The following is a 24,967-nucleotide window of genomic DNA, read 5'->3' as shown; positions in this document are numbered from 1 at the left end:
CCCGCGCGGGTGCCGGACACCGCACCGGCGCTCGGAACGTCCAGGCGTCGGTGTCGGTGTCGACAGTGCCCTGGTGTCAGCGGGGCGGGGGACCGACCAGCAGGCCCTTGATGTAGGCGGCGTGCTCGTCGGCCGTGGCCCTGCGGCCCCGCACCCGGGAGAGCACCGTGCGGCCCGCGTAACCGGCGACGAGCATCGAGCGCATCACGTTCACCCGCGCCGGGGCATTGTGCTTGCGCAGGTAGCGGACCATCGAGGCGCCGCGCATCTGCAGCATCCACGTCTTGCCGGCCCCGGAGCCGCCGGCGCCGTGCGGGACGAGCAGGTCGGTGCGCAGCTGCTGGCGCATCCCCGCCTCGCGGATCGCCCGGCCCAGCGCCATGTCCTCGTTGTAGACGTAGAACGTCTCGTCGAAGCCGCCGAGCTCGAGGAACGACTGCCGGCGGACGGCCATGCAGGCCCCGGTCAGCCACTCGGGGCTCATCGGCCGGTTCGGCGTCGGACGGGCGAACAGCGCCGACGACGGGGCGATCTTGTGGGCTCCCAGGACGTGCATGAGCACCCGACGGGGGGTCGGCTCCCAGCCGCCGTTGCCGAGCTCGGGCTTGTCGTCCTGCCCCTTCATGGTCGCCGCGCTCACGACCAGGCCGGGGTCGCCCTCAAGGTCGGCGACGAGCGTCCTGATGACCTCGACGGTCGGCCGGCTGTCCGGGTTGCCCAGCACCACGTAGTCGTACGCGGACGAGCGGATGCCCATGTTGGACGCCTTCGCGAAGCCCTTGCCGCCACCGGAATCGATGTAGCGGCCGTTCGGCCGGTCGGCGAGGAGCTCGTCCACCCGGTCGACGCCACTGGCGTTGTCGACGACGACGACGGGCATGTCGATCGGCAGCGTCGCGAACATCTGCTCGAGCTGGTCACGGCTGTGGAAGCTCACGAGCTGGAGCTCGAACGACCAGCCGTCCGCGGCCGGCCGCACGGCGGGCACGGACGGCACCCTGGCGGGCGCGGCGGCGGGGCCGTCCGGAGCTGGGCTGTCCGGAGCTGGTCTCTCCAGGGTGGAGCCGGCAGGTGTCGCCTGGTCGGCAACCGAGTCGGGTGCGATGTCCGGCACGGGTCTGTTCCTCTCAGCTCGCCGCTCGGAACGGTCAGCTCACGACGGACGACAGTCACACAACGGACACGGAGGCCCCGGACGCGCTGGCGGGGTCGATGTCGGCTTCGGACGCCGCCGGCTGCGCCGGCACGGGCTGCCGGTCCGGCTTCGGCCAGATCGCCGGCCGGTCACGGGCCAGGAAGCGGCGGACGCCACCGAGCGCGACGGCCTGCAGGAAGAAGACCTGGGCCACCAGGCGGCTCGGCCCGGGCGGGGTCCCGCCCCGCATCAGGACGCCGGCGCTGGCCGCACCGGCGGCGTTGCCGAGCAGGAACAGCCGGGCGCCCCAGCTGTTGCGGGCCGCCGGGACGCTGATCGCCACCAGCGCGACGTGGGCCAGCGGGCCGAACGAGGACCGGACGAGCCGGTGCCCCCACAGCTGCGAGGTGACCGGCAGCGCGCCGGGCACGAGCGCGGCGCGGCGCCGCCAGAGCATGTCGAGGTTGCCGGCGACGATGCGGGTGCGGCGCTCCCACTCGGCGGCGTAGTCCGGCGCGGAGGTCTCGATCGAGTAGGCCTCGGGCTCATAGACCACCCGCAGGCCACTTTCGAGGATGTCGAGCGCCAGCCAGGCGTCGTCCACCGCGGTGTCCTTCGGCAGCGGCCGGAACGCCTTGCGGCGGAACGCCAGCATCTCGCCGACCACGCCGATGGTGGCGCCGGTCGCGGACTCGCGCTGCTTGAGCCAGGACTCGAACGTCCAGTAGAAGCCCTGGGCGCCGGCCGGGTCGTCGACCTGCTTCTCGCCGGCGACGGCGCCGACGGACTCGTCGGTGAAGTGGCGCGCTGCGGCGCGCAGCGAGTGCGGGGCCAGCACCGCGTTGGCGTCGGTGAGGACCACGACGTCGTGGCTGGCCGCGGCGACACCGCGGTTGACCGCGCGGGCCTTGCCGAGCCGCTCCCCGGACGACAGGACCCGGACGCCGGGACGGCGGGCGGCCGTGGCCGTCTCCGCGTCGTCGGCGACGACGATGATCTCCATCGGGCCGGGGTAGTCCGTACCGGCCAGCTCGTCGAGCTTGGTGCCGATGACCGCCGACTCGCGGTAGGCGGAGACCACGACGCTGAGGCCCGGCCACACGTCCGGCTCGGCGGGGACCGACGGCGCAAGCCCACGACTGCGGTACCCGATGTAAGCGGGATACAGAACATGGCCGTACACGGCGGTCGCGCCGAGAACCGCGATCGCGGTGCCCTTCCCGAATGCACGAGCTCCTGTCATGCGACAACCGTAGCGGTGCCTCTACCAGGTGACGGAATGGGCTACCCGGCACCTTACCGGGGCGATCACCGACGCGGGCCGGGCGCAACCCGTCCCTCCCCGCCCGGACCCGCTGTCCCGGCATGCCCGCAGGTGTCCCTGCTGCTCCCCTGCCAGGCGGTCGCGGGCCCCGGGACTACAGTTACTCGGATGAGCGACTCCGAGCGCTGGATCGTCGTCGTCGAGGAGCCCTTCCTCCCCGCGGATGCCGGCGGGCGGGTGGAGACCTTCAGCTTCCTCACGGCGGCCTCGGCGGCCGGTATCCGGATGCAGGTCCTGGTGCCGTCCCGCACCGACCTGGACATCGCGGCCTACGAGGACGCCGTCCCCGGCGCGGCGGTCATCCGCCTACCCCGGGACGACAGCCCGCTGGCGCACCTCTCGCCGCGGCCGTTCACGCACGCGTCCCGCCCGGTCGGCCCGCTGCGCCGGGCGCTGGAGAACACCCCGCCGCGCGCCGACTCCGTCATCAGCTACAGCTGCCGGACGTCGCATCTCGGCGAGGAGATCGCGCGGATCTGGCGGCTTCCCCACCTGGTGCGGGCGCACAACATCGACTCGGAGTTCTTCCGCGTCCTGGCCCGGAACTCCACGGGCCCCCGCGCGGTCGCCTACGAGCTCGAGTACCACCGCCTGCGGCTCGCCGAGCAGGCCATGCACCACTCACCGCTGGTGAACGCCATCGCGGACATCTCCGTGGAGGACCACGAGTGGCGCCGCGGGCGGGCGAGCGTCCCGACGTTCCACCTGCCGCCGTTCCTGCCCGCCAGCACGGTCGCCGAGGCCCGCGCGGCCGGCGGCGTCGCGGACACGGAGCGGGCCGGCGAGCGCCTGGTCTTCGTCGGCTCGCTGGACACGCCCACCAACATCGAGGCGCTGCGCTGGTTCCTGGGCGGCTGCTGGCCCACGATCCGGGTGCGCCACCCCGCGGCCGTCCTGCAGGTCGTCGGCCGCCGTCCGGAGGACGGCCTGGCCGAGTGGCTGGCCGGCTTCGACAGCGTTGAGCTGCACACCGACGTGCCGAGCGTGCTCGGCTACGTGGCCGGGGCGACCGTGTCGGTGAACCCGATGCGCTCCGGATCCGGGGTCAACATCAAGGCGATCGAGGCGATGTCCGCCGGGACGCCTGTCGTCAGCACCCCGACCGGCAGCCGCGGCCTGGGCTGGCGCCCGGGCGAGCACCTGCTGGTCGCCGACGATCCGGGCGCGTTCGCGGACGCCGTCTGCGGGCTGCTGGACAACCCCTGGCTCGCCGCCGAGGTCGGGACGGCCGGGCGCGAGTTCGTCCTGCGCGAGCTCGATCACGCGACGCTCATCGACCGGGTCCGGGGCATGCTGGCCGGGCGCACCGAGGAGACCACAGCTCAGACCGCTTGAGACGGGGCTGGCGGGGCTGGCACCGGGGTCACCCGGCGGGGGCCCCGCACCGGCCCCCGGTCACCGGGGGTGGCCCGGCGACCCGGTCAGGTCACCAGGCGAGTGTCAGTTTGCGGGCGTCGAACGCCTCGGCGTAGCGGCTGCCGCACTCGACGCCGCGCAGCCGCATCGTCGCGCGGAACGTCTCCTCGTCGAACCAGATCCGGTCGTGCTGGCTGCTGAAGTGCCGCTGGAGATGCTCCACCTTGGCCGCCACCACGTCCTCGGGCACCGGTACGTAGAGGCTCGGGGCGCCGCGGTCGCTCTCCCACTTGGGGATCTCGTAGCCGAGGATCAGCGCGCCGCGGAAGGCCTGCCAGGCCAGTTCGGCCAGCATGCGATGGTCCTGATGGGCATCACCGAGCGAGGGCGCGAAGACGATGTCCGGGGTCACCTGCCGGGAGATCTGCAGCAGCATCTCCTTGACCCCGCTCCACTCCCGGGGGAGGAAGCCGTCCCGCACCTCGTGCAGGTGCAGGGAGCCCAGGGACGAGCCGAGCAGCTCGCGCGCGCTCGCCTCCGCCTCGGAACCCCGCTCACCGCTGCCGGAGAAGACCACCCAGTGGACCACAGTGTCCGGATGGGCGGCGATCATCTGCGAGATCGTGCCGCCGGCGCCGATCTCCACGTCGTCCGCGTGCGCGCCGAGGGCCACCACCGTGTAGGCGCTGCCCTCGACCGGGCGGCCCGGCGTCAGCGCGAGCATCGCACGCTCCTCTCGGTTACCGGCCACATGGCGGCCCAACCTACCCGGATCCGCACAGCGGAACATCACCGATACCGCCTGCACCAGCGCGCTCGCGCACCCGCGGGCGAACGCGGTGGCGGTGTGTTCCCTCGCGGGTGCGCGTCAGCCGGCGTGGAAGCGGTTCTGCGCGGCCGCGAGTTCCTCCTGGAGCAGCGACTCGACGGCGTCCGCCGCGTTGTCGACGATCAGCGGGAGCGCCTTGCGCTCGACCGGGCTGAAGTCGCGCAGGACGAAATCCGCCGGATCCATCCGCCCGGGTGGCCGGCCGATGCCAACCCGGACCCGCAGGTAGTCACGCGAGCCCAGCGACGAGGTGATCGAGCGCAGCCCGTTGTGCCCGTTGTCCCCGCCGCCGCGCTTGAGCCGGATGGCGTCGAACGGGATGTCCAGCTCGTCGTGGACGACGATCACCCGGGAGACGTCGATCTTGTAGAACGCCCGGACAGCGGCCACCGGCGGCCCCGAGACGTTCATGAACGTCCGCGGCCTGGCGAGAACGACCGAGCGCCCAGCGAGCCGCACCTGGTCGATCTCGGCCCGCGAGCGGTGGGACCGCAGCCGGGCGCCGGTGCGCTCGGCCAACAGGTCCACCACCATGAAACCGACGTTGTGCCGGTTCCCGGCATAGCTCGCGCCTGGGTTGCCTAGGCCGACGACGAGCCAGGGCCCGTCATCGGCAGGGGCTTCCATCCGCTCGCCGGAACAGATCAGGCCGAGGCAGCCGAGTCGGCAGCCGCGCCCTCAGCGCCCTCAGCGGTCTCGCCGAGATCGGCTTCCATCTGGGCGACCGTGCGCTTGGCCAGGCCCTGGACGACGACGAGCTCCCCGTCGGCCTCGAGCTCGACACCCTGCGGCAGCTCCAACTGGGCGGCCGTGATGCCGTGACCCGCCTCGAGGCCGGTGATGTCGACCTCGATCCGGTCCGGCAGCGACGCCGCGTCGGCCTTCACCGACAGCGCCGTGACCTGCTGGTCGACCAGAGTGTCGGGGTCGGCCTCACCGATGAGGACGAGCGCGACCTCGACCGAGACGTGCTCGCCCCGGTTGACCAGGACCAGGTCGACGTGCTCATAGCTGCCACGGATCGGGTGGCGCTGGACCTCCTTGGGCAGCGCCAGTTCCGTCTGGCCCGACAGCTCCAGCGTCAGCAGGACGTTGGTGCCGGCGTCGGTCTTGAACGCGTGCAGCAGATCGTGAGCGGGCAGCGCGATGTGGCGCGGCGGCTGGCCGTGACCGTAGAGAACAGCCGGGACCTTGCCGGCCCGGCGGGTGCGACGAGCCCCGCCCTTCCCGAACTCGGTGCGCGGCTCCGCGGCGATGCGGACCTCGGACATGGGGGCGCTCATCCTTTCAGCAATGTGAACTCGGCGCCTGGCGGTCACCGACCGCCGATCACCAGGAGACGGTGACTCAGCGGCGAAAGGTGGCTCAGCGCCGGACGGCGGGGCCGCGCCATCATGGACGCGGTCCTCAACAGTACCGGAAGCTTGGCTGTCAACACCCGACAGGTGTCGTGTCGCCCCGACCTCGCTGCCGCGGCTCCCCCGCCCGGCTCGCGAAAGCGCGCAAACTCCCCGGCGCGGTGCGCCCGCCGACTCACCCTGGATGGCGTCAGCGCACCCTGGCCGGCGGGCCGGCGTGTACCGCGAGATCGATCTCGGCGCCGAGATCCGGGCGTCCCACCGCGCGGCGCGCCCGTGGCAGCACCCGCTCCTCGACGTCGGAACGGACGGCGCGGATGTCCGCCCCGGCATCCGCCTCGACGGCCAGCTGGAGCACCGGCCGGCGCGGCCGCCCGCGCACGACCACCCGCACCGCGTGCACCACGGGGTTCGCGACCAGGTCCGCCGCGACGGCGTCCGCGAGCGCGGCGGTGTCGAGGTGAACCCCGCCGACCTCGTCGTCAGTCACATAGAGACCACGGAGCCGGCTCGTCCGGGCCTGGGCGACCAGCCATCCGACGGCGCACAGGGCCACCACGCCGGCGGCCGTGCCCACGACCGGCCAGAACCACCCATGCCGCGCCGCGAAGGAGCGGACATCCCCCCCGAGCACGGGCCGATCGGCGAGCGCCGGGCCGAACAGGCCCGATCCGGCCAGCAGGACCAGCACTCCACCGCTCACCAGCACCAGGCCGACCAGCACCAGGAGGACCTGGTTACAACGGTCCACCACCGGGATGAACGCGCGCGTCGGCGCGGGTGAGCCGGCGCCGGCCGACGGAGCCGCGTGCCGGGCCGGAACGCCGCCGCGGGTCATCGCTGACCCCCGGGCGTCCCCGAGCGGGCGGTGCCGATCTCGCGCTTCGTGCCCGGCACCGCGGCGGCCGGCGACGCACGCCAGGCCCCGGGCACGGTCCGGGCCTCGGCGGACGCGGGCTCGGGCTCGGGCTCGGGCGACACCGGGGAGTTCGACGTTGACAGCGACGACGCCGAAACCGGCGAGGTTGACGTCGACACCGACGAAAGCGAGGGCGACATCGACGAAGCCGAAGGCGACACCGGTGGGGCGATGAGCCCGTGGCCGGAACGCCGGCCAGGGCGCTCGGAGCTCGTCGTGAGCATCAGTCGCGGCGGGCGCAGCAGGTCGAACGACTCCACCCTGCGCGCCAGCCGCGCCCGGACCTCGACCACCGCGCCGGTGGACGTCCGCGGCCGCAGCCGGGCGCGGACCACGGCACGCCGTCGCCGCACCCGGACCGAGGCGGCCGAGATCCCGTCGACCGCGAGCGCGCTCTGCCGCAACGCCCGCGCGAGTGCCCGGCGGGGAACGAACACCGCCGCGCCGGGCGTGGTCGGACGGGTCCGGAAACGCGACCTCGCGCCCAGCCGGGCGCAGAGGAACAGCACGCCGGCGCCGACGAGCACGACGCACACCCCCACGAGCCGGACGGCGCCGCTCGACCACGACCAGTCACCGAGACGCGCCGACCAGGCTGGCCAGTCGACCAGAGCGGGCCCGTGCCCGCCCGCGGCGACGATGATCTCCACCAGCGCGATGACGCCGGCGGCGGCGAGCACCGCCGCCACGAGCGCCGCAAGGACGCGGTTACCGGCCCGCATGGCGCCTCCCTCCCGCGCCGAGGGGGTTCGAACCGCCGGTCTCCGGCACGGGCAGAACAACCGGCACGGTTCGGCCTGCCCGCGAGCGGCCACGCTGACACGCCGGGTCACCACCCGCTCGGACCTGCGCGCGCAGGCCCGAGCGGGTCACGGGCCCGCCCCCGCGGACAGCAGCGGGATGTCGATATCGATGCGGGCGACGGGCAGCCCGGCGAGCGCGGCCACCCGTTCGCGCACCCTGTCCCGGACAGCCTGCGTGGTCTGGCTCACCGAGGCCGGGTAGGTGATCGACAGCGTCAGCGACACCCAGGCCGCTCCGTCGACCACCCGCACCGTCGCCTCGGGACGACCGCTCGGCCGGTCGCCGAACCTGTCGGCCGGCCGGGCGCCGTGCCCGGTCCGCCGCCAGTCCGGACCCCGCCAACCCGGTCGCGGGCGGCCACCGGGCGAGCCGTCGCGCAGGAACGCGGCGACCCTGGTCGCCGCCCGGGGCGGCGGGCCCGCGACAGCCTCCACATCGGCGGCAGCGATCGCGGCGATCTTCGCCACGACCCGCTCGGCGACCAGCAGCCGGCCCGGACCGCCGGCGCCGCCGCCGCCGCCGAGATGATCGGGGCTCACGGCTGTTCCCGGCGCCGGCCGCCGCCGGGGAACCGACCGCGGTCCCGGCCCGGCCGCGACTGGTCGAACCGGCCCCGGTCGAACCGGCTGAGGTCGATCTCGCCGTCGACGAGCTTCCCGACGATCAGGCCGAGGGCCCCGAAAAGCAGGACGATCAGGAACTCGCCGAACCCGCCGAACGCGAGCGCGAGGCCCGCGACGAGCCCGGCGATCAGTCCGAGCGCACTCGATCGCATCCGAGGTCCTCCCTCACCGGCACTGCCAGCAACCTGGCGCGCCGCCCGCTCTCACCAGCAGCGCCAGTGACCTGGCGTGCCGCCCGTTCCGGACCGGCGCGCGCCGCCTCCTGCACGCCGCGTCACCCTGATTCCCAGTCTCGGCCGCGTGGCCTGGACCTTCCAGTTCGCGGCCCGGGCCCTCCAGTTCGCGATCTCCCAGTTCGCGCCCTCCCGGCGGACCAGCCGCGCACGGGCCCGCCCGAGCAGGCCACGCCTTCGGTAGAAGGTCACGGTCGGAGTCGGCCTCGTTCCGTCCGGACCGCCCCCGGCATCGCCGTGGCCGCCGCCACCGGGCCTGCCACCAGGCCCGATATTTGTGCGACCGCCGCCGGCACCAGCCGCGGTGAACGCCCGCAGGCCGGCCTGGAACGCCTCGGGATCGCCGCCGCGGTCCGGGTGGTTGTCGAGGATGAACCGCCGCCGCGCCGCCCGCGCCCGCGCGGCGCGAGGGTCAGGTGACACCGGCCCAGGCCGGGACGTCGACCTCGAGATCATTGATGATCACATCGATTCGGGGACAGCTCGGGGCCGCGAGGGCCACCGCCGCCCGGACCTGCGCCGCGAGCTCAGCCACGGTCGGCCCGAACCGGCAGACCACGCGAACCGTGATCCCCTCCGGCCCGGCACCAGCCGCCGCGCCGTCCTGGGGAGCCATGCCGTCCCGGGGCGTGGCGCCCGCGGTCGGTCGGCCGACCAGTCGGACGACGTCCGGGCAGGCACGCACCCGGGCGGCGACCTCGTCCATCTCGGCGATGCCGGCCCGGTACATGTCAGCTGGTCCGGCCACATCAGCCGGCACGGGGACGTCGACCAGACCGGGCGGGTCGGCCGGTGCCGGGCGGGCTGGCTCCCGCGCGGTCAACGGACCCGTGGCGGGGCCTCCGCCGCCTCGTCGTCGCCGATGTAGACGTCGTCCACGGCGATGTTGACCTCGGTGACCTCCAGGCCGGTCATCTGCTCGACCGAGTCGACGACGTTGCGGCGGACCGCCTGCGAGAGGTCGACGATCGAGACGCCGTACTCGCAGACGACGTCCAGGTCGATCGCGGCCTGCCGCTCGCCCACCTCCACCGACACGCCCTGCGACACGCTGGGGCTCGTTCCCGGCAGGTGCGATCGGAAGGTGCCGATCGCGCGGCTGCCACCGGTTCCGAGAGCGTGGACCCCGGTCACCTCCCTGGTCGCGACACCGGCGATCTTGCGGACCACGGAGTCCGCGATCGATGTCCGTCCCTGCGCCGTCACCAGCTCGGTGGAGGTACGCCGGGCGGGAGCCGTGGACCGCTCGGCCACGCCGTTCCAGTGGCCCTCCCCCGACCGGGCCCGGTCGGGCCCACCGGGCCGGCTCTCCCCCGGTCCCTGGGCAGTGCCTGTCTCGACGCCCTGTGTCCGCGTGGTGGTCGTCATCGCTGCTCCTCCCGCGTCACGGTGCCTCCGCCCGACCGGCGGCGCCGTGGCGGCTCAGGGCCGCGGCGGCTTGGGCCGCGGCGCGCGCCCGGTGGCCGGGGAGGTCACCGGTGCCGTCCACCCGACGAGGTACCCGCCCCGCCCGGGCTAATACGTCCCCGCCGGAACGGGCCGGTACGTCCCGCCGGAACCGGCTGGTACGTCCACGCAGGAAGCGGCCGGGCACCCGGGAGGCGGGTAGCGGACACCGGAACGCACCCGGAGGCGCCAGAACCGGCGGGACGCAAGAGCCGCTCCGCCGCCGCGACCGATAAGTTGAGCACGGGCCCCTACGTTGAGCGCGGGCCCCGGTGACCAACACCGGCCATGCCGAGTGCGCTCGCCGCGAGCGACGCCTGAGCCAAGGAGCGTCCGTTGCCTCGATCGCATCCGGGTCGACGCGCCACCGAACCCGGCCGCCCCCTGCCGACCGTCACCGTTCGCGCTCCCGCCAAGGTCAACCTCCACCTCGGGGTGGGCCCACGCCGGCCCGACGGCTACCACGAGGTGACGACGATCCTGCAGGCCGTCGCGCTGTACGACGACATCACCGCGACGTCGGTCCCCCCGGAGTCACTCTCCGGGCCCGAGGGCGCCGGCCCGGTGTTCACCGACGAGGACCCGATCGCGGTCACGGTCGGCGTCGCCGGCGAGGGCGCGCGGCCGGCAACGTCAGACGACGCGGACGGCGCTGGCGACGGCCCGGGTGGTTCCCCGGGTGACACCGGCGCCGAGCCGTCCGTCTCGGTGGTGCCGACCGGTAAGGACAACCTGGCTGTCCGCGCCGCCTACCTGGTCGCCGAGGCCGCCGGGATCCGCGGCGAGGCCGTCCACCTGACGCTGTCGAAGGGCATCCCGGTCGCCGCCGGGATGGCCGGCGGCAGCGCCGACGCGGCCGCGGCCCTGCTCGCCTGCGACACGCTGTGGGGCGCCGGCCTCGACCGCGAGACCCTTGTCGCGCTGGCCGCCAAGCTGGGCAGCGACGTCCCGTTCCCGCTCACCGGTGGGACGGCGCTGGGCACCGGCCGCGGTGAGCAGCTCACCGACGTTCTCGGGCGCGGCGAGTACCACTGGGTGTTCGCGCTCGCCGACGGCGGGCTGTCGACGCCCGCCGTCTACGGCGAGTTCGACCGGCTCTCCGAGGGCAGGCTGCGCACCGGGCCCACGCCCGCGGACGCCGTCCTGAGCGCCCTGCGCAGCGGGGACCCGGCGGAGCTCGGAGCCGCCCTGGTCAACGACCTGCAGCCGGCGGCGCTGCGGCTGCGCCCGTCCCTGCGGCGGGTACTGGAGAGCGGGCTGGAGCTGGGCGCGATCGGCGCGATCGTGAGCGGATCCGGGCCGACCTGCGCTTTCCTCACCCGCGACGCGGCGGCGAGCGTCTCGCTCGCCGCGAGCCTCGCCGGCATGGGCGTCGCGCGCGCCGTCCGACGGGCCCACGGCCCGGTCGCCGGAGCACGGGTGATCGGCCCGGCGGACCCGGCCGGTCCGGGTGGGGAGCCGGGCAGCTCCACGGCGCAGTCCCCGCCGCTCTCCCCCTCGTCGTCACCGGCGTGACCCGCCCGCCTGCATACTCGGACACGTTCCGGGCACGGAACGCGTCCGAGTACGCGGCGGATGTCACGGTCGAAGTCGTGGGGAGAATCGTTTCGTGAGCCCGGTCGTTGTCTCGTTGGAGAGCGTCTCGGCAGCGCACGGCACCCGAACACTGCTGGACGGCGTCGGCCTCGGGCTCGACATCGGCGAACGGGTCGGCGTGGTCGGCCGCAACGGAGCCGGCAAGTCGACCCTCCTCAACATCATTTCCGGGACGCACCCGCCCGACTCGGGCCGGGTCGTGCACGCCGGTGGCACCCGGGTCGGCGCCCTCTCACAGGCCGACTCGCTGCCCGGCGGCACCGTCCGCTCGGCCGTCGTCGGCGACGTGCCCGACCATGTCTGGGCGGCCGACCCGCGGCAGCGGGCCGTGCTCACCGGCCTCGGCCTGATCGACCGGCTCGACGACGAGACCGGGCCGATGTCCGGCGGCGAGCGCCGTCGCGTCGCACTGGCCTGCCTGCTCGTGCAGGAACTCGACCTGCTGATCCTCGACGAGCCGACCAACCATCTCGACGTCGAGGGCGTCGCCTGGCTCGCACGCCACCTCGCCACCCGGCGCTGCGCGCTGATCGTCGCCACCCACGACCGGTGGTTCCTCGACGAGGTGTGCGACCAGGTGTGGGAGGTCGTCGACGGCCGGGTCGACGCCTACGAGGGCGGCTACTCCGCCTACGTGCTCGCCCGGGCGGAACGCGCCCGGCGCGCCGACGCGACCGAGGCCCGCCGGCAGAACCTGCTACGCAAGGAGCTGGCCTGGCTGCGCCGCGGCCCGCCGGCCCGTACCAGCAAGCCCCGCTTCCGCATCGACGCCGCCAACGCGCTGATCGCCGACGAGCCGCCCGCCCGCGACAGCCTTGAGCTACGCACCTTCGCGGCGTCCAGACTGGGCAAGGACGTCTACGACGTCGAGGACGTCGACCTCACCGTCGGTGACCGCACGCTGCTGCGCGACGTGACCTGGCGGCTCGGCCCCGGCGACCGGATCGGCCTGGTCGGTGTGAACGGCGCCGGCAAAACCTCCCTGCTGCGGCTGCTCATCGGCACCCTCGAACCGGGCGCGGGGCGGGTCCGTCGCGGGGCGAGCGTGCGCCCGGCGATCCTGTCCCAGGAGGTCACCGAGCTGCCCGGCGACCTGCGGGCACTCGAGGCGGTCGAGCAGGTCGCCCGCATCCTGGCGGTGGAACGCGGCCGGGAGCGCACCGCCGGCCAGATGCTCGAGCAGTTCGGCCTGCCCTCGAGCCGGCAGTGGACCAGGGTGCGCGACCTCTCCGGCGGCGAGCGCCGCCGCCTGCAGCTCCTGCGTCTGCTGATGGGACGCCCGAACGTCCTCCTCCTGGACGAGCCCACGAACGACCTCGACACCGACACGCTGACCGCGCTGGAGGACCTGCTCGACTCCTGGCCCGGAACCCTCGTCGTCGTCAGCCACGACCGTTACTTCCTGGAGCGGACCTGCGACGTCGTCTGGGCCCTGCTGGGCGACGAGCGGATCCGGATGCTGCCCGGCGGCGTCGAGGAGTACCTGGTCCGGCGCGCGGCGGCGGGCGGCTCCCCCGGTTCCGGGACGGCCGGTTCGGGTGCCTCCACCGCCTCGGGTGGCTCGGGGCGTTCCGCTGGTTCAGGCGGCTCTTCCGGCTCCGGTGGCTCGGGCGGCGGCGCGGGGGGTCCGGCTGGGCCGGGCTCGGCCGCGGGCTCCGGGCAGGCGTCGGGAACGGACGCGCGTCCGGCCCTGAGCTCGGGCGAACTGCGTGCGGCCCGCAAGGAGCTGGCCCGGTTGGAACGGACCCTCGAGAAACTGGGACGTCGCGAGTCCGAGCTGCACAAGGCGCTGGCCGAGGCCGCCACCGACCACGAGCGCATCCTCACCCTCGACGCCGAGCTCCGCGCCCTCACCAGCGAGAAGGACCAGACCGAGGACCAGTGGCTTACCCTGGCCTCCAAGATCGAATAATCCCCCGCAAGGCCGCTCCGGCACCCGCCCCGGGGCTCGGGGCGGGTGCCGGGGCGGCGAGACAGATGCCGAGGTCGAGAGCCGGGACCAGCGGCGCTGGGAGTGGACGACGCCGGTCAGGCGCGCTTGGCGGCCAGGCGGGCGGGGTCGGGCCAGCGGACGTCCCGGGCCAGCCCGAGGATCTCCAGAGTCTTGATCACGTAGAAGCTGGTGTCGATCTGCCAGGGGCGGACGCCGTGCCGGGCCGAGGTCGGCTCGGCGTGGTGCAGGTTGTGCCAGGACTCGCCCATGGAAAGCAGGGCCAGCGGCCACACGTTGCCCGAGCGGTCGCGGGAGCGGTAGGGCCGGGAGCCCATGACGTGGCAGATGCTGTTGACCGACCAGGTCACATGGTGGAGCAGCGCCACCCGGACGAGCGAGGCCCAGAAGAAGGCCTGGAGCGCGGCCTCGAACGAACCGCCCCACAGGCCGCCGATGACCGCGGGCAGGGCGAGGCTGACGAAGGCACAGAGAGCAAACGAACGGCTCACCCGGACGATCATCGGGTCGTCCAGGAGGTCGGGGGCGTAGCGGCGCTGGTCGGTCTGCTCGACGTCGAAGAGCCAGCCGACGTGGGCGTGCCAGAGCCCGCGGGCGAGGGCGGCCGGGCCGGTGCCGTAGCGCCACGGTGAGTGCGGGTCGCCGTCGGCGTCGCTGAAGGCGTGGTGACGGCGGTGGTCGGCCACCCAGCGGATCACCGGGCCCTCTATGGCCATGTTGCCGGCGATGGCGAGCGCGGCACGCACCGGCTTGGAGGTCTTGAAACCCCGGTGGGTGAAATAGCGATGGAATCCGACGGTGACGCCGTGGCCGGTGATCGCGTACATCACCGCCGCGAGGATGACGTCCCGCCATGTGATCCAGTGGTCCCACAACAACGGAACTGCCGCGACAAGCGCCGCGAACGGAAATAGGATCGTCGCCACAAGCACAAGCTGTTCGCCACGCGCCCGGAACATCGAGGGAGTGGTGGTGTGGGACTCGGTCGGCGCCGGCGACGTGACCCCGCCGGCATCCGCGACGGACTGGTCACCTCCAACCACGGCCGCGCCTTGATGCCTGGTTTCGGTCGCTTTCACCGTGTCGGTAGCGGTCATTGCTTCATCCCGTCCGTCGCGGTGGGCCGCCCACTGCCGACCCTCTGGTCGCCACGTTAGCCCGCCTGGATGACAACGGGCACCATTCACGGCGTCCGCCACGCAAACGGGCCGGACCGCCCAGCCCTCGCCGACGGCCTCCACGCGACGGATGGCATCTTTCCCGATCCACAGGATTCCACCCCCCTCCGCGCCGACACCCCTCGCGACAGGATCATCACCTTGCGTCGGGATCAACCGACGGCAGCGAGAGTGTTCACGCGGACACAACACGAATACACCCGGCAACCTCGACCGGGGGGCGACTACGTGCCGCGACGCCCCGACGCCGCTCCAGCTAGAGCCGGGCCCAGGACACGCCCCGATCCGCACAGCACACCGGGGGGACCACGGACACTCGCCGGGAGGCCCACGCACATTTCTTCCGTTGCCGGGCACGATGGTAGAGTGGGTGGGACAGTAACCCTGTTTTACCCGCGGTCCGCCGTAGTGTAATCGGCAGCACAGGAGATTTTGGTTCTCTTAGTCCACGTTCGAGTCGTGGCGGCGGAGCACAAGCAGTCGCGGGGTATCGAAATTGTTTCGACAAGACGGCGTCTTGATTTTCAAGATACGTCCAGTCAAAAGATTTCCCTCTTTGCCGCTCTCGCGTTCGCGCGATGCGGCAGACCGCACGGAGTCACCCACCGTCGCCGAGGTTGGAGTGCCTCTTCGGTAGGCTGACAGCCGATGCCTCACCCTCCGCGGGCCGGCCGAACAGGACCGACCCCACGGCGCTCACCGTGAGTCAGCGGGTCCGTCCACGGCGCGTCGTTCCCTCGGCAGGTCGGGCGCAGCCAGGTCCATCGAGATTGCGGGAGCTCGTGTGACTCAGCCACGTCCGGCGGCTGTCATCGTCCTGGCGGCGGGCGAGGGGCGGCGAATGCGTTCGGGCACCCCGAAGGTCCTGCATCGCCTCGCCGGTCTGACCCTGCTCGAGCATGTGCTCCGCGCGACCGAGCCGGTCGGGGCGCCCCGGGCGGTGGTCGTCGTCGGTCACGGGCGCGAGCAGGTCGCGGCCATGCTCGCCGAGCGGGCGCCGCACGTCATCACCGCCGTCCAGGAGCACCAGGGCGGGACGGGCCACGCCGTGCGTGCCGCGCTGGCGGCGCTGGACGGTCTCCCGCCCGACGCGTCCGTCGTCGTGCTGCCCGGTGACACCCCGCTGCTGACCGGCGAGACCATCGCCGGCCTGGTCGAGCGCCATCAGGCGCTGGGCGCGGCGGCCACCGTTCTGTCGGCCTTCGTCGCCGACCCGACCGGGTACGGCCGCATCGTGCGCGGCGACGGCGGCCAGGTGCGGGCGATCGTCGAGCAGCGGGACGCCGACCCCGCGACCGCCGCGATCAGGGAGATCAACGCCGGCGTCTACGTGTTCGACGTCGAGCTGTTGCAGTCCGCGCTGAAACGGCTCACCACCGACAACGCGCAGGGCGAGGAGTACCTCACCGACGTGGTCGGCCTGCTCGTCGCGGACGGCGAGCCGATCGGGGCGCACGTCGTCGCCGACGCGGCCGAGGCCGGCGGAGTCAACGACCGGGTGCAGCTCAGCGAGGCCGGCCGCACGCTGCGCGAACGGATCACCCGCGCCGCAATGCTCGGCGGGGCCACGATCGTCGACCCGGTCACCACCTGGATCGACGTCGACGTCACCCTGGAGCCGGACACGACCGTCTGGCCGAACACGCACCTGCGTGGGGCCACGACGATCGCCACCGGGGCGGAGGTCGGCCCGGACTGCACCCTCATCGACACGGTCGTCGGCGCGGGAGCGCGTGTCGTCAGCTCGGTGACCGAGCGCGCCGAGGTCGGTGCCGGCGCCGTCGTCGGGCCGTTCGCCCACCTGCGCGCGGGGACCAGGCTCGGCCGCAGCGGCAAGATCGGCGCCTTCGTCGAGACGAAGGCCGCCGACATCGGCGATGAGTCCAAGGTCCCCCATCTCGCCTACGTGGGCGACGCGGTGGTCGGCGAGCGCAGCAACATCGGCTGCACCACGGTGTTCGTCAACTACGACGGGGTCGCCAAGCACCGCACGGTGATCGGTTCGGACGTCCGGATCGGCAGCGACACCATGCTGGTGGCCCCGGTGACCGTGGGGGACGGCGCCTACACCGGCGCCGGCGCCGTCATCAGGGAGGACGTCCCACCGGGAGCGCTCGCGATCAGGGAGGGCCGGCAGCGCAACGTGCCGGGCTGGGTGCTGCGCCGCCGGCCGGACAGCCCCGCGGCGCAGGCCGCGCTGCGCGCCCGGCAGCATGAGGCGGAAACGGCCGAGCCGGCCGGACACAAGCAGGCCACGCCCGAGCCGGCCGGGCAGGAGCCCGGCCAGCCCGGGCAGTCGGGCGCGTGAGTTGAACCACAGCCCGGCCCCGGGACCCGGTATCGCTGGCGTTTTCGCCGCGCGAGGCCGAACGTAGAAACCGTTTGGCCGCAGGTGGGCTGATCTGCGGCTATCGACACCGTCGTACACAGTCTGCCGCGTGGAAGGGGACGCCTGATCCCGAGTCGCTCGTTCCCGGCCGCCTGCGCCATGCCCGGGCGGAACGGGTAGATCTGACCTGACCAGGCAGTGACCCCAGCCCAGGCCCCGGCGCGACGGGTACCCGCCCGCCGCCGGTCGCCGCCCGGCCCCCGACGACCACCGCGACCAGCAGACGAGCCAGTCGAGTCCGACGAAGCAGCAGCGCCACCAGCAGACGAGTCAGCCGCAGACGAACACATCAACGGTCCACGTCCGCAACCGTCCGTGTCACGGGCCGCCTGTCAGAGCCGCCAGTCATGCCTTGAGGAGATAACGGTGGGATACCAGACCGAGAACCGCCGAAACCTGATGCTCTTCGCGGGGCGTTCCCACCCTGAGCTCGCAGCCGAGGTGGCCCGAGCCCTCGACGTGCAGCCGGTCCCCACGAACGCGTACGAGTTCGCCAGTGGCGAGATCTTCGTCCGCTTCGAGGAGTCCGTCCGCGGGTGTGACGCCTTCGTGCTCCAGTGCCACACCGCGCCGGTGAACACCTGGTTGATGGAACAGCTCATCATGGTCGACGCGCTCAAGCGCGCCAGCGCCAAGCGCATCACCGTCGTCGCCCCGTTCTACCCGTACGCCCGCCAGGACAAGAAGCACCGCGGCCGCGAGCCGATCTCAGCCCGCCTCGTCGCCGACCTGTTCAAGACCGCCGGCGCGCACCGGCTGATGTCCGTCGACCTGCACACCGCCCAGATCCAGGGGTTCTTCGACGGCCCGGTCGACCACCTGTTCGCGCTGCCGCTGCTCGCGGACTACATCGAGAGCAAGCTCGACACGTCCGAAGTGACGGTCGTGGCGCCCGACTCCGGCCGGGTGCGCGTCGCGGAGCGGTGGACCGACCGGCTCGGCTGCCCGCTGGCGATCATCCACAAGCGCCGCGACCCGAACGTCCCGAACCAGGTCAAGATGTTCGACGTGGTCGGCGAGGTCCGCGGGCGCACCTGCGTGATCGTGGACGACATGATCGACACCGCCGGGACGATCACGAAGGCCGCGGAGTCCCTGAAGGAGCACGGCGCGACCGACGTCATCGCCGCGGCGACGCACGGCGTGCTGTCCGGCCCGGCCGCCGACCGGCTGAAGAACTCCGAGATCAGCGAGGTCGTCCTCACCAACACGCTGCCGCTGCCCAGCGAGGCCCGCATCGACAAGATCACCGAACTGTCGATCGCGCCGCTGATCGCCGCCGCCATCAAGGCCGTCTTCGAGGACGGCTCAGTGACCGGCCTGTTCGGCGGGGACGCCTGACCGCACCACCACGCCGGCCACCCCCGGGGTGATCCCCTGCTCCCCCGAAGCCAGGTCCCTGAGCCCGGGCTTCGGGGGCGCGTTGGGGGAGAGCGCGATCTGGTGGGCCGTAGAATCACCCGACATGACGCAGGACCGGCCACGGGTCTCGCTGACCGGCATCAAGCCGACCGGCGATCCGCACCTGGGCAACTACATCGGGGCGATCCGCCCCGCCCTCGACCTGGCGGCGACGTACGAGTCGATCTACTTCATCGCCGACTACCACGCCCTGACCTCCATCCGGGACAGGGCGAAGTTCGCCGCCTACACCCGGTCCGTCGCCGCCACCTGGATCACGCTCGGGCTCGATCCCGAGCGCACGGTCTTCTACCGGCAGTCCGACGTCCCGGAGATCTTCGAGCTGACCTGGATCCTGTCCTGTGTCACGGGCAAGGGCCTGATGAACCGGGCGCACGCCTACAAGGCGGCGCGGGACCGCAACGCCGAGAGCGGCGTCGCCGACCTCGACGCGGGCGTCAACATGGGGCTGTTCAACTACCCCATCCTGATGGCCGTCGACATCCTCGTCATGGGCGCGGACGTCGTCCCCGTCGGCCAGGACCAGTCGCAGCACCTCGAGATCGCCGCGGACATCGCCGGCTCGTTCAACCACCTCTACGGCGACGTGTTCAGCCTGAAGATTCCCGAGGCGGTGCTGCCGTCCGGGGCCAACGCGCGGACGATGCCCGGCACCGACGGCCGGAAGATGAGCAAGTCGTACGGGAACACGATTCCGCTGTTCGCGCCGCCGTCCCAGCTGCGCAAGCTGGTGCGCGGCATCCGCAGCGACAGCACGCCGGTCGAGGCGCCGAAGGATCCGGACGCCTCCGCCGCCTTCCAGATCTACGAGAACTTCGCGGACCCGGAGGCCGTCAAGGACATGCGGGTCCGCCTCGAGCAGGGCGGCACCGGCTGGGGCGAGCTGAAGAACGCCCTGTTCGAGACGCTCGACGCCTGGCTGACCCCACTGCGGGCCCGCTACGACGAGCTGGTGGCCCCGGGCAGCGAGCTGGACGCGATCCTCGCCGCCGGCGCGGACAAGGCCCGCGACCGCGCCCGCCCCGTCCTGGCCGGCGCCCGCCGCGCGATCGGCGTCGGCTGACCGGCCCCGCCTGACCGGCGCGGTCAGGCGGGCTGGTCGGCCGGGAGGATGCGGGCCTGCTGGGCCAGCCGGGCGAACGCCTCGACGTCGAGGGTCTCGCCGCGGGCGCCCGGGTCCACCCCGGCCGCACGGGCGAGCTGCTCGGCTCGCGCGGGTGAGCCGGCCCAGGGGGCGAGCGCCGTCCGCAACGTCTTGCGTCGTTGGGCGAAGGCCGCGTCGACGGCCGCGAAGACCTCGCGGCGCAGACCGGCGTCCGCCGGTGGGGCGGCGCGCCGGGTGAAGGCGACGAGGCCGGAGTCGACGTTGGGCTGCGGCCAGAACACCGGGCGGGGCACCGCGCCGGCCGGCCGGGCCTGCGCGTACCAGGCCAGTTTCACGCTCGGCACGCCGTAGATCCGCCCGCCGGGCGGCGAGGTGAGGCGGTCGGCGACCTCGGCCTGCACCATCACCAGGCCCCGCCGGATCGACGGGAACCGCTCGAGGAGGCCGAGCAGCAGCGGGACGGCCACGTTGTACGGCAGGTTCGCCGCCAGCACCGTCGGCGCGGCGACCGCCGGCGGCAGGTCGGACGGCTCGACCCGCAGGCCGTCCGCCTCGACGACGTGGAGCCGGGCGGCCACCGCCGCCGGCAGCCGGGCCGCGGCGGTGACGGGCAGGGCGGCGGCGAGCACCGGATCGACCTCGACCGCGGCCACCGCCGCCGCCTCGGTGACCAGGCCGAGGGTGAGCGAGCCCAGCCCGGGGCCCACCTCGAGCGCGACGTCGTCCGGGCCGACCGCGGCCAGGCGCACCAGCCGGCGGACGGTGTTCGGATCCACCAGGAAGTTCTGGCCCCTGCGCTTCGTCGGCCGCAGGTCAAGGGCGTGGGCGAGCTCCCGGATGTCGGCCGGCGAGAGCAGCGCCTCGATCTCTACCAGGGCCCGAACGTCCGTTCCGCGTTGGCGGCGACCTGGGCGGCGAGCTCGTCGACGGCCTCGCCGCGGGTCTGTGCCAGCAGCCGCAGGGTGAGCGGCACCAGATACGGGCCGCCGGGCCGCCCGCGCCACGGGACCGGGGTGAGGTACGGCGCGTCGGTCTCGACCAGCAGGAGCTCGGCGGGCACCACCGCGGCGGCGTCGCGCAGCTCCTGGGCGTTCTTGAAGGTGACGTTGCCGGCGAAGGACATCACGTACCCGGCATCGGCGCAGATCTTGGCCATCTCCGCGTCGCCGGAGAAGGCGTGGAACACGACCCGCTCGGGCGCGCCCTCCTCGGCCAGGATGCGCAACGTGTCGTCGTGCGCCTCCCGGTCGTGGATCATCAGGGCCCGGCCGGTCTCCTTGGCGATGGCGATGTGCCGGCGGAAGCTCGCCTGCTGGGCGGCGTGCTGCTCCGGGGGGGTGCGGTAGTAGTCGAGCCCGGTCTCGCCGACCGCGCCGACACCGTCCAGGCGGGCGAGCGCCGCGATCGCCTCGAACGTCTCCTCGCCGACCCCGTTCGCGGCCGCGTTGGGATGGATCGCCACCGCCGCGCGGACCTCCGGGTTGGCCGCGGCGGTCTCAGCCTGCCAGCGACTGGTCGGCAGGTCGACGCCGACGGAGACCATCCGGTCGATGCCGACCGCGCGGGCCGCGGCGATGGCCTCGGCCACCGGAGTGCCCATCAGGTCGAGATGGCAGTGCGCGTCGACCGCCGGGACGGGCAGCGGCTCGGGCGGCGGTGGAGGGTCACCGACGCGTCCGGAGTTCCTCGCCACCCGTTCGCTCCTTCACCCGAAGACACACTCGAGGACACACCCGAAGGCGCACCCGATGACGCCACCGCAGGACACGGCACGACACGGCACGAAGATCACGTCGTTGCCGCCGACATCCCCTTGCCCACCGCAGATCCTAGGACTCCCGCCGGGTGTGCCGCCCCGACGGCCGTGGGATTCTGAAGGAGTGCTTGACCTCACGGGTTTCTGCCGATGACGACTCCGCTCCCCGTCGCGCTGGTCACGCCGTTGACCGGACCGGACGCCGCCCTTGGCCTGGCGGCGCTGCGCGGAATGACGCTGTGGGCACGTGACGAACGGCTGCCGCCGCCCTGGGACGAAGTGGGCGTGACGGCCTACGACGCCCACCCCGACCCGGTCGGCGCGATGCGCTCGGCCGCGGCGGCCGAGCCCGCCGCCGTCTTCGGCCCGGTCGGCCCGCGCGCGGCGCTCGCCGCGCTCGGCGCGACGGGCCGGGTCGTGTTCAACGCCGGCGCCCCGTCCACGCGTTTCATGCGCCAGTCGTTCCCGCACGTCGTCAACGTGGCCGCGCCGACCTCCACCTGGCCGCGTGGGGTGCTCTCGGCGATCCGCTCGGTGGACCGCCACGCCCGCCGGGTCGCGCTGCTGGCCTCGGGGGATCTCGCGGTCGAGCTGACGTCGGTGACCAAGGCCGCGGCCCGCTCCCAGGGTTACGACGTCACCTCCAACGTGTTCCCGCCCGGCCGCGGGGCGCAGGCGGCCCGGCTGCTCCCGCCGGCGGACGTCCTCATCGTGCACAGCGGCGCCGACGACGAGCTGGAGATCGCGAACGTGCTGCTGCGCCGCTCGTGGCGGGCCGCGGCGTTCTCCACCGCGGTGAGCGCCGAGGCCACGGCGACGCTGGGCGCGCTGCGCGAGGGCCTGCTGGCCCCGGCGAGCTGGGCCCCGGACAGCGTCGCCGAGGTGGGGACGGGCCCGACCGCACGGGAGTTCTCCGCCGACTTCGCCACACTGCACGGCGTCCCGCCGACGGCGACCGCCGCCTGGGCGTACGTGGGGGGGCTGATCCTGGGACGCTGCATCCGCCACTGCGGCGGCGTCGGCGACGCCTCGCTCCTGGCCGCCGCGCGCGGCCTCGACACCACGACCATGCTGGGCCGTTTCCGGCTCGACGAGGCGACCGGGCTCCAGGTCGGCCATCAGGTCCCGATCGTCCAGTGGCAGTCCGGCGCGTCCTGGACGGTCTGGCCCCGCGAAGCGGCGCGCGCGCCGTTCCACCACCCGCGCTGGAACGCCCCGCCGCCGGGCGGGATGGACGTCGAGGCCGGTGCGCGGCCCGCGGACGCCCCGGCCGGGGAGGAGACGGCCACTGGCCCGGGCCCCGGGCCGACCCTGCCACTGCCCGCCCAGGACGCCCCCGCCCGCCCGTTCGGCCTGGGCCGGCCGAGGCCCGGGCTGGGCAGCGGCTTCGGTGCGCGCTGGCCGGCCTCGCCCGCCCCGGAGGGGCCTTCCGGCGGGCTGTCGGGCCCGGATGCCGACGCCGGCCGTCCGGCCGGCTGGCCGGGCTGAGGGGGCGCCGCGATGCCGGCACCACCAGCACGTCTCCCGTGGACGGGCGAGGACCCCTGGGGGGCCCGCGGACGGCCATCGGTAGGTCCCGGGCAGCCGCCGGCGGGCCGCGCCCGGGACCGCGGGCGGCGGCGGCGGCGGCGGCGCACCACTGTGCTCGGGGTCCTCGGGGTCGTGAGCGTCATGTTCCTCGGCGCGACCTTCCGGCTGTTCGTCCATCCCCGGCGGGATTCCCCCGCCCCGGTCGACGCCATCGTGATGTTCGCCGGCAGTCCGGGCCGCCTCGAGCACGCGGTGAGCCTGGCCGTGGCCGGGTACGCGCCGATGCTGGCCGTCTCGGTGCCCACGGCGGACGACCCGTGTCCCCCGGCCATCCCGAACGTCGAGGTGATCTGCTTCGCCCCGGATCCGCTGACCACCCAGGGCGAGTCACGTTGGGTGGCCGCCGCGGCCGCCCGGTACGACTGGAAGTCGGTGCTCGTGATCACCTCGACCAGCCAGACGACCCGCGCGCGGCTACGGCTGGGGCGCTGCTACTCGGGGCAGGTGCTCATGAGCCCGGTCGCGCCATCAAAGATCATGTGGCCGTACATGATCGCCTACGAGTGGGCCGCGATGGGCAAGGCGCTGATCTTCCAGCGGGACTGCTGACCGCTGCCGACCTGGCCGCCGATCTCGGCTGATCGCTGCCGGCCCGCCTGTCGATCAGCAGCCGCGCTGCCAGACCAGCGCCTTGACGGTCGCCGCGGTCTGGTAGGCGATCAGGTACGGCCACTGCCGTCGGGGGGTCCCGACGGCGTCCACCAGGACCTCACCGTCGTAGCAGCGCTCGATGCGCAGCCTGGCCCGGCTGTCCTGGGAGCGGTCCGTGACGAACAGGATCGAGCGCCAGCCGTGGATCCTGGCCAGGCGGCCGGCCTCGCGAGCCTCGCCCTGGGTGGTCACCGGGTCCGGCCAGAAGCAGATGACCTGGATGTCCCGGCCGACCTCGGCCGCGTCGGGGCACCGCCGGGTGCCGGGCATCGAGACCACCAGAACCGGGGCGATGCCGGACCTGGCCAGCTCGACGGCCTTGTCCCGCCGTTCGCCCGGACCCCCGAGCATGAAGATCGCGTCCACGGGACGCGGCTTGTCGATCTTCGGGAAGACGATCATTCGCACGTTCAGCACGGCGATCAGAAGCGCCGCACCGAGCGCCCCGGAGCGCAGCGCGCGCCGCCACCGCGACCGCGCCTGCTGTGCGTCTGTGATCACACTCGTGACTGTAGACGGCGTACCTGTGGCCGCGGACCGGTCGAGACGTGCTCTGCTTCACGTTCCCCGACCACCCCCCGCGGTGAATCACCCGACGCGGCCGACGCGGCCGGCCGGAAGAAGTCAGCCGGCATCGCGTGACGGTGCCCCGGAAATTGGCCGGGCGCGGCGCACGCAAATACCCCGGGCACCCATCCCGCATTCTGGTGGGCCTATGAGATCCGGTTTGGCACCCCGCTCCCGGCTCGCCAGGGCCATGCGGGCGGCCGGGCTCCGAGCCGGCCCGCCGGCTGGGCGGCGAACGCTGTCGGGAGGTTCGGCGACCGGCCTGACCAGACATCACCGCGCCCTCACCCAGGCGGCCACGGCAGACATTCTCAGAGCACCACCCCCTTCGGGTGGAGGGGCCGAGTGAACCGGGTTTACCCGTGATCAGCCGACACTTCATCCCATGGTCGACATCGCACCCCAGAAGAGATCTAAGCCACCTGCCACACGCACCGAAGGACCACGACGGAGTGAGTAAGGGGCTGATATAGTTCAGCACGCGGATGTCGGCCGCCGAGGTTTCGCTCAACCGACCTCGACGACTACCGGGTCCGCGGTCATGCGCAGTGGCGCGGCGCCTCGCCTCATCCTTGCCGCCCAGCTCCCGCCGCCCGCCGCGCCGTCCATCAGGCCGAGCCGGGCACCACCGGCGCCGGTCCGACATCGACCGCCGATTCATGCCGTCCACACTTCCGTGTATCGGAGTGCTCGGCCGCCGAGAAAGCCCATCGGGTTCTCCGGCTGCCCGGGTAC

The 24,967-nt window shown here is 73.4% G+C and carries 24 protein-coding genes and 1 tRNA gene; 9 read left to right on the top strand and 16 right to left on the bottom strand.

Annotated features, from left to right (window positions below; all coding sequences use genetic code 11):
* Positions 1–76: 76 nt before the first annotated feature.
* Positions 77–988: a glycosyltransferase gene (locus FRANEAN1_RS03820; protein WP_041255434.1), complete on the bottom strand. Its 912-nt coding sequence runs from the start codon at positions 986–988 to the stop codon at positions 77–79.
* 181 nt (positions 989–1,169) lie between these two features.
* Positions 1,170–2,378, bottom strand: a complete 1,209-nt coding sequence (locus tag FRANEAN1_RS03815) for a glycosyltransferase (protein ID WP_020458435.1) — start codon at positions 2,376–2,378, stop codon at positions 1,170–1,172.
* A 189-nt stretch (positions 2,379–2,567) separates the two neighbouring features.
* On the opposite strand from FRANEAN1_RS03815, the gene FRANEAN1_RS03810 reads away from it, so the two are divergent.
* The gene (locus FRANEAN1_RS03810; protein WP_020458434.1) at positions 2,568–3,794 is read left to right on the top strand and encodes a glycosyltransferase; all 1,227 of its coding nucleotides are present in this window, start codon (positions 2,568–2,570) and stop codon (positions 3,792–3,794) included.
* A gap of 91 nt (positions 3,795–3,885) precedes the next feature.
* On the opposite strand, the gene FRANEAN1_RS03805 is transcribed toward FRANEAN1_RS03810, so the two are convergent.
* From FRANEAN1_RS03805 to FRANEAN1_RS03760, 10 genes are all read right to left on the bottom strand, one after another.
* The gene (locus tag FRANEAN1_RS03805) at positions 3,886–4,539 is read right to left on the bottom strand and encodes a PIG-L deacetylase family protein (RefSeq protein WP_020458433.1); all 654 of its coding nucleotides are present in this window, start codon (positions 4,537–4,539) and stop codon (positions 3,886–3,888) included.
* Between the two features lie 144 nt (positions 4,540–4,683).
* The gene (pth, locus tag FRANEAN1_RS03800; protein WP_020458432.1) at positions 4,684–5,271 is read right to left on the bottom strand and encodes an aminoacyl-tRNA hydrolase; all 588 of its coding nucleotides are present in this window, start codon (positions 5,269–5,271) and stop codon (positions 4,684–4,686) included.
* A 17-nt stretch (positions 5,272–5,288) separates the two neighbouring features.
* Complete coding sequence (locus FRANEAN1_RS03795) at positions 5,289–5,915, bottom strand: 50S ribosomal protein L25/general stress protein Ctc (RefSeq protein ID WP_020458431.1); 627 nt, start codon at positions 5,913–5,915, stop codon at positions 5,289–5,291.
* Positions 5,916–6,192: 277 nt separating this feature from the next.
* Positions 6,193–6,840: an alkaline shock response membrane anchor protein AmaP gene (locus FRANEAN1_RS03790; protein WP_020458430.1), complete on the bottom strand. Its 648-nt coding sequence runs from the start codon at positions 6,838–6,840 to the stop codon at positions 6,193–6,195.
* Positions 6,837–7,643, bottom strand: a complete 807-nt coding sequence (locus FRANEAN1_RS03785) for a DUF6286 domain-containing protein (protein ID WP_020458429.1) — start codon at positions 7,641–7,643, stop codon at positions 6,837–6,839. Before FRANEAN1_RS03785 ends, FRANEAN1_RS03790 begins: the two co-directional genes overlap by 4 nt.
* 147 nt (positions 7,644–7,790) lie before the next feature.
* Entirely contained in the window at positions 7,791–8,264 is a 474-nt protein-coding gene (locus FRANEAN1_RS03780) for an Asp23/Gls24 family envelope stress response protein (RefSeq protein WP_020458428.1), read from the bottom strand.
* Positions 8,261–8,500, bottom strand: coding sequence for a hypothetical protein (locus FRANEAN1_RS03775; protein ID WP_020458427.1), 240 nt, complete (start codon positions 8,498–8,500; stop codon positions 8,261–8,263). The genes FRANEAN1_RS03780 and FRANEAN1_RS03775 overlap by 4 nt, the downstream gene beginning before the upstream one ends.
* A gap of 51 nt (positions 8,501–8,551) precedes the next feature.
* Positions 8,552–9,004, bottom strand: coding sequence for a hypothetical protein (locus FRANEAN1_RS03770; protein WP_020458426.1), 453 nt, complete (start codon positions 9,002–9,004; stop codon positions 8,552–8,554).
* Complete coding sequence (locus tag FRANEAN1_RS03765) at positions 8,994–9,404, bottom strand: hypothetical protein (RefSeq protein ID WP_063748334.1); 411 nt, start codon at positions 9,402–9,404, stop codon at positions 8,994–8,996. Before FRANEAN1_RS03765 ends, FRANEAN1_RS03770 begins: the two co-directional genes overlap by 11 nt.
* A complete protein-coding gene (locus FRANEAN1_RS03760; RefSeq protein WP_020458424.1) occupies positions 9,401–9,949 on the bottom strand; it encodes an Asp23/Gls24 family envelope stress response protein in 549 nt (182 codons plus the stop codon). The genes FRANEAN1_RS03765 and FRANEAN1_RS03760 overlap by 4 nt, the downstream gene beginning before the upstream one ends.
* 462 nt (positions 9,950–10,411) lie before the next feature.
* On the opposite strand from FRANEAN1_RS03760, the gene FRANEAN1_RS03755 reads away from it, so the two are divergent.
* Positions 10,412–11,542: a 4-(cytidine 5'-diphospho)-2-C-methyl-D-erythritol kinase gene (locus FRANEAN1_RS03755; protein ID WP_083788475.1), complete on the top strand. Its 1,131-nt coding sequence runs from the start codon at positions 10,412–10,414 to the stop codon at positions 11,540–11,542.
* A gap of 94 nt (positions 11,543–11,636) precedes the next feature.
* Positions 11,637–13,535 carry an ABC-F family ATP-binding cassette domain-containing protein gene (locus FRANEAN1_RS03750; protein WP_020458422.1) on the top strand — a complete coding sequence of 633 codons (1,899 nt, stop codon included), beginning with the start codon at positions 11,637–11,639 and terminating at the stop codon, positions 13,533–13,535.
* A gap of 116 nt (positions 13,536–13,651) precedes the next feature.
* Here the strand turns inward: FRANEAN1_RS03750 and FRANEAN1_RS03745 are convergent, their stop codons facing one another.
* Positions 13,652–14,671 carry a fatty acid desaturase gene (locus FRANEAN1_RS03745; RefSeq protein ID WP_020458421.1) on the bottom strand — a complete coding sequence of 340 codons (1,020 nt, stop codon included), beginning with the start codon at positions 14,669–14,671 and terminating at the stop codon, positions 13,652–13,654.
* 480 nt (positions 14,672–15,151) lie between these two features.
* Here FRANEAN1_RS03745 and FRANEAN1_RS03740 point away from each other — a divergent pair.
* From FRANEAN1_RS03740 to FRANEAN1_RS03725, 4 genes are all read left to right on the top strand, one after another.
* Positions 15,152–15,223 (top strand) — tRNA-Gln (locus FRANEAN1_RS03740).
* Between the two features lie 313 nt (positions 15,224–15,536).
* Positions 15,537–17,060: a bifunctional UDP-N-acetylglucosamine diphosphorylase/glucosamine-1-phosphate N-acetyltransferase GlmU gene (glmU, locus tag FRANEAN1_RS03735; RefSeq protein WP_020458420.1), complete on the top strand. Its 1,524-nt coding sequence runs from the start codon at positions 15,537–15,539 to the stop codon at positions 17,058–17,060.
* A gap of 447 nt (positions 17,061–17,507) precedes the next feature.
* On the top strand, positions 17,508–18,482 hold the full coding sequence (locus tag FRANEAN1_RS03730) for a ribose-phosphate diphosphokinase (RefSeq protein WP_020458419.1): 975 nt from the start codon (positions 17,508–17,510) through the stop codon (positions 18,480–18,482).
* A 124-nt stretch (positions 18,483–18,606) separates the two neighbouring features.
* Positions 18,607–19,626, top strand: coding sequence for a tryptophan--tRNA ligase (locus FRANEAN1_RS03725; RefSeq protein WP_041253663.1), 1,020 nt, complete (start codon positions 18,607–18,609; stop codon positions 19,624–19,626).
* A gap of 23 nt (positions 19,627–19,649) precedes the next feature.
* On the opposite strand, the gene rsmA is transcribed toward FRANEAN1_RS03725, so the two are convergent.
* Entirely contained in the window at positions 19,650–20,543 is an 894-nt protein-coding gene (gene rsmA / locus FRANEAN1_RS03720; protein WP_041255429.1) for a 16S rRNA (adenine(1518)-N(6)/adenine(1519)-N(6))-dimethyltransferase RsmA, read from the bottom strand.
* Complete coding sequence (locus FRANEAN1_RS03715) at positions 20,537–21,361, bottom strand: TatD family hydrolase (RefSeq protein ID WP_020458416.1); 825 nt, start codon at positions 21,359–21,361, stop codon at positions 20,537–20,539. The genes rsmA and FRANEAN1_RS03715 overlap by 7 nt, the downstream gene beginning before the upstream one ends.
* Before the next feature lie 213 nt (positions 21,362–21,574).
* Between FRANEAN1_RS03715 and FRANEAN1_RS03710 the strand changes: the two genes are divergently transcribed.
* Positions 21,575–22,912: an ABC transporter substrate-binding protein gene (locus FRANEAN1_RS03710; protein ID WP_020458415.1), complete on the top strand. Its 1,338-nt coding sequence runs from the start codon at positions 21,575–21,577 to the stop codon at positions 22,910–22,912.
* Between the two features lie 183 nt (positions 22,913–23,095).
* Positions 23,096–23,563 (top strand): YdcF family protein, encoded by a 468-nt coding sequence (locus FRANEAN1_RS03705; protein ID WP_157472998.1) that lies wholly within the window; start codon positions 23,096–23,098, stop codon positions 23,561–23,563.
* A gap of 54 nt (positions 23,564–23,617) precedes the next feature.
* On the opposite strand, the gene FRANEAN1_RS03700 is transcribed toward FRANEAN1_RS03705, so the two are convergent.
* Positions 23,618–24,166: a YdcF family protein gene (locus FRANEAN1_RS03700; RefSeq protein WP_020458413.1), complete on the bottom strand. Its 549-nt coding sequence runs from the start codon at positions 24,164–24,166 to the stop codon at positions 23,618–23,620.
* Positions 24,167–24,967: the final 801 nt, after the last annotated feature.

Origin of the sequence: Parafrankia sp. EAN1pec (assembly GCF_000018005.1) — a bacterium.
Lineage (GTDB): Bacteria > Actinomycetota > Actinomycetes > Frankiales > Frankiaceae > Parafrankia > Parafrankia soli.
The sequence above is the reverse complement of the archived record's forward strand: the minus strand, read 5'-3'. Positions and strand labels throughout refer to the sequence as shown.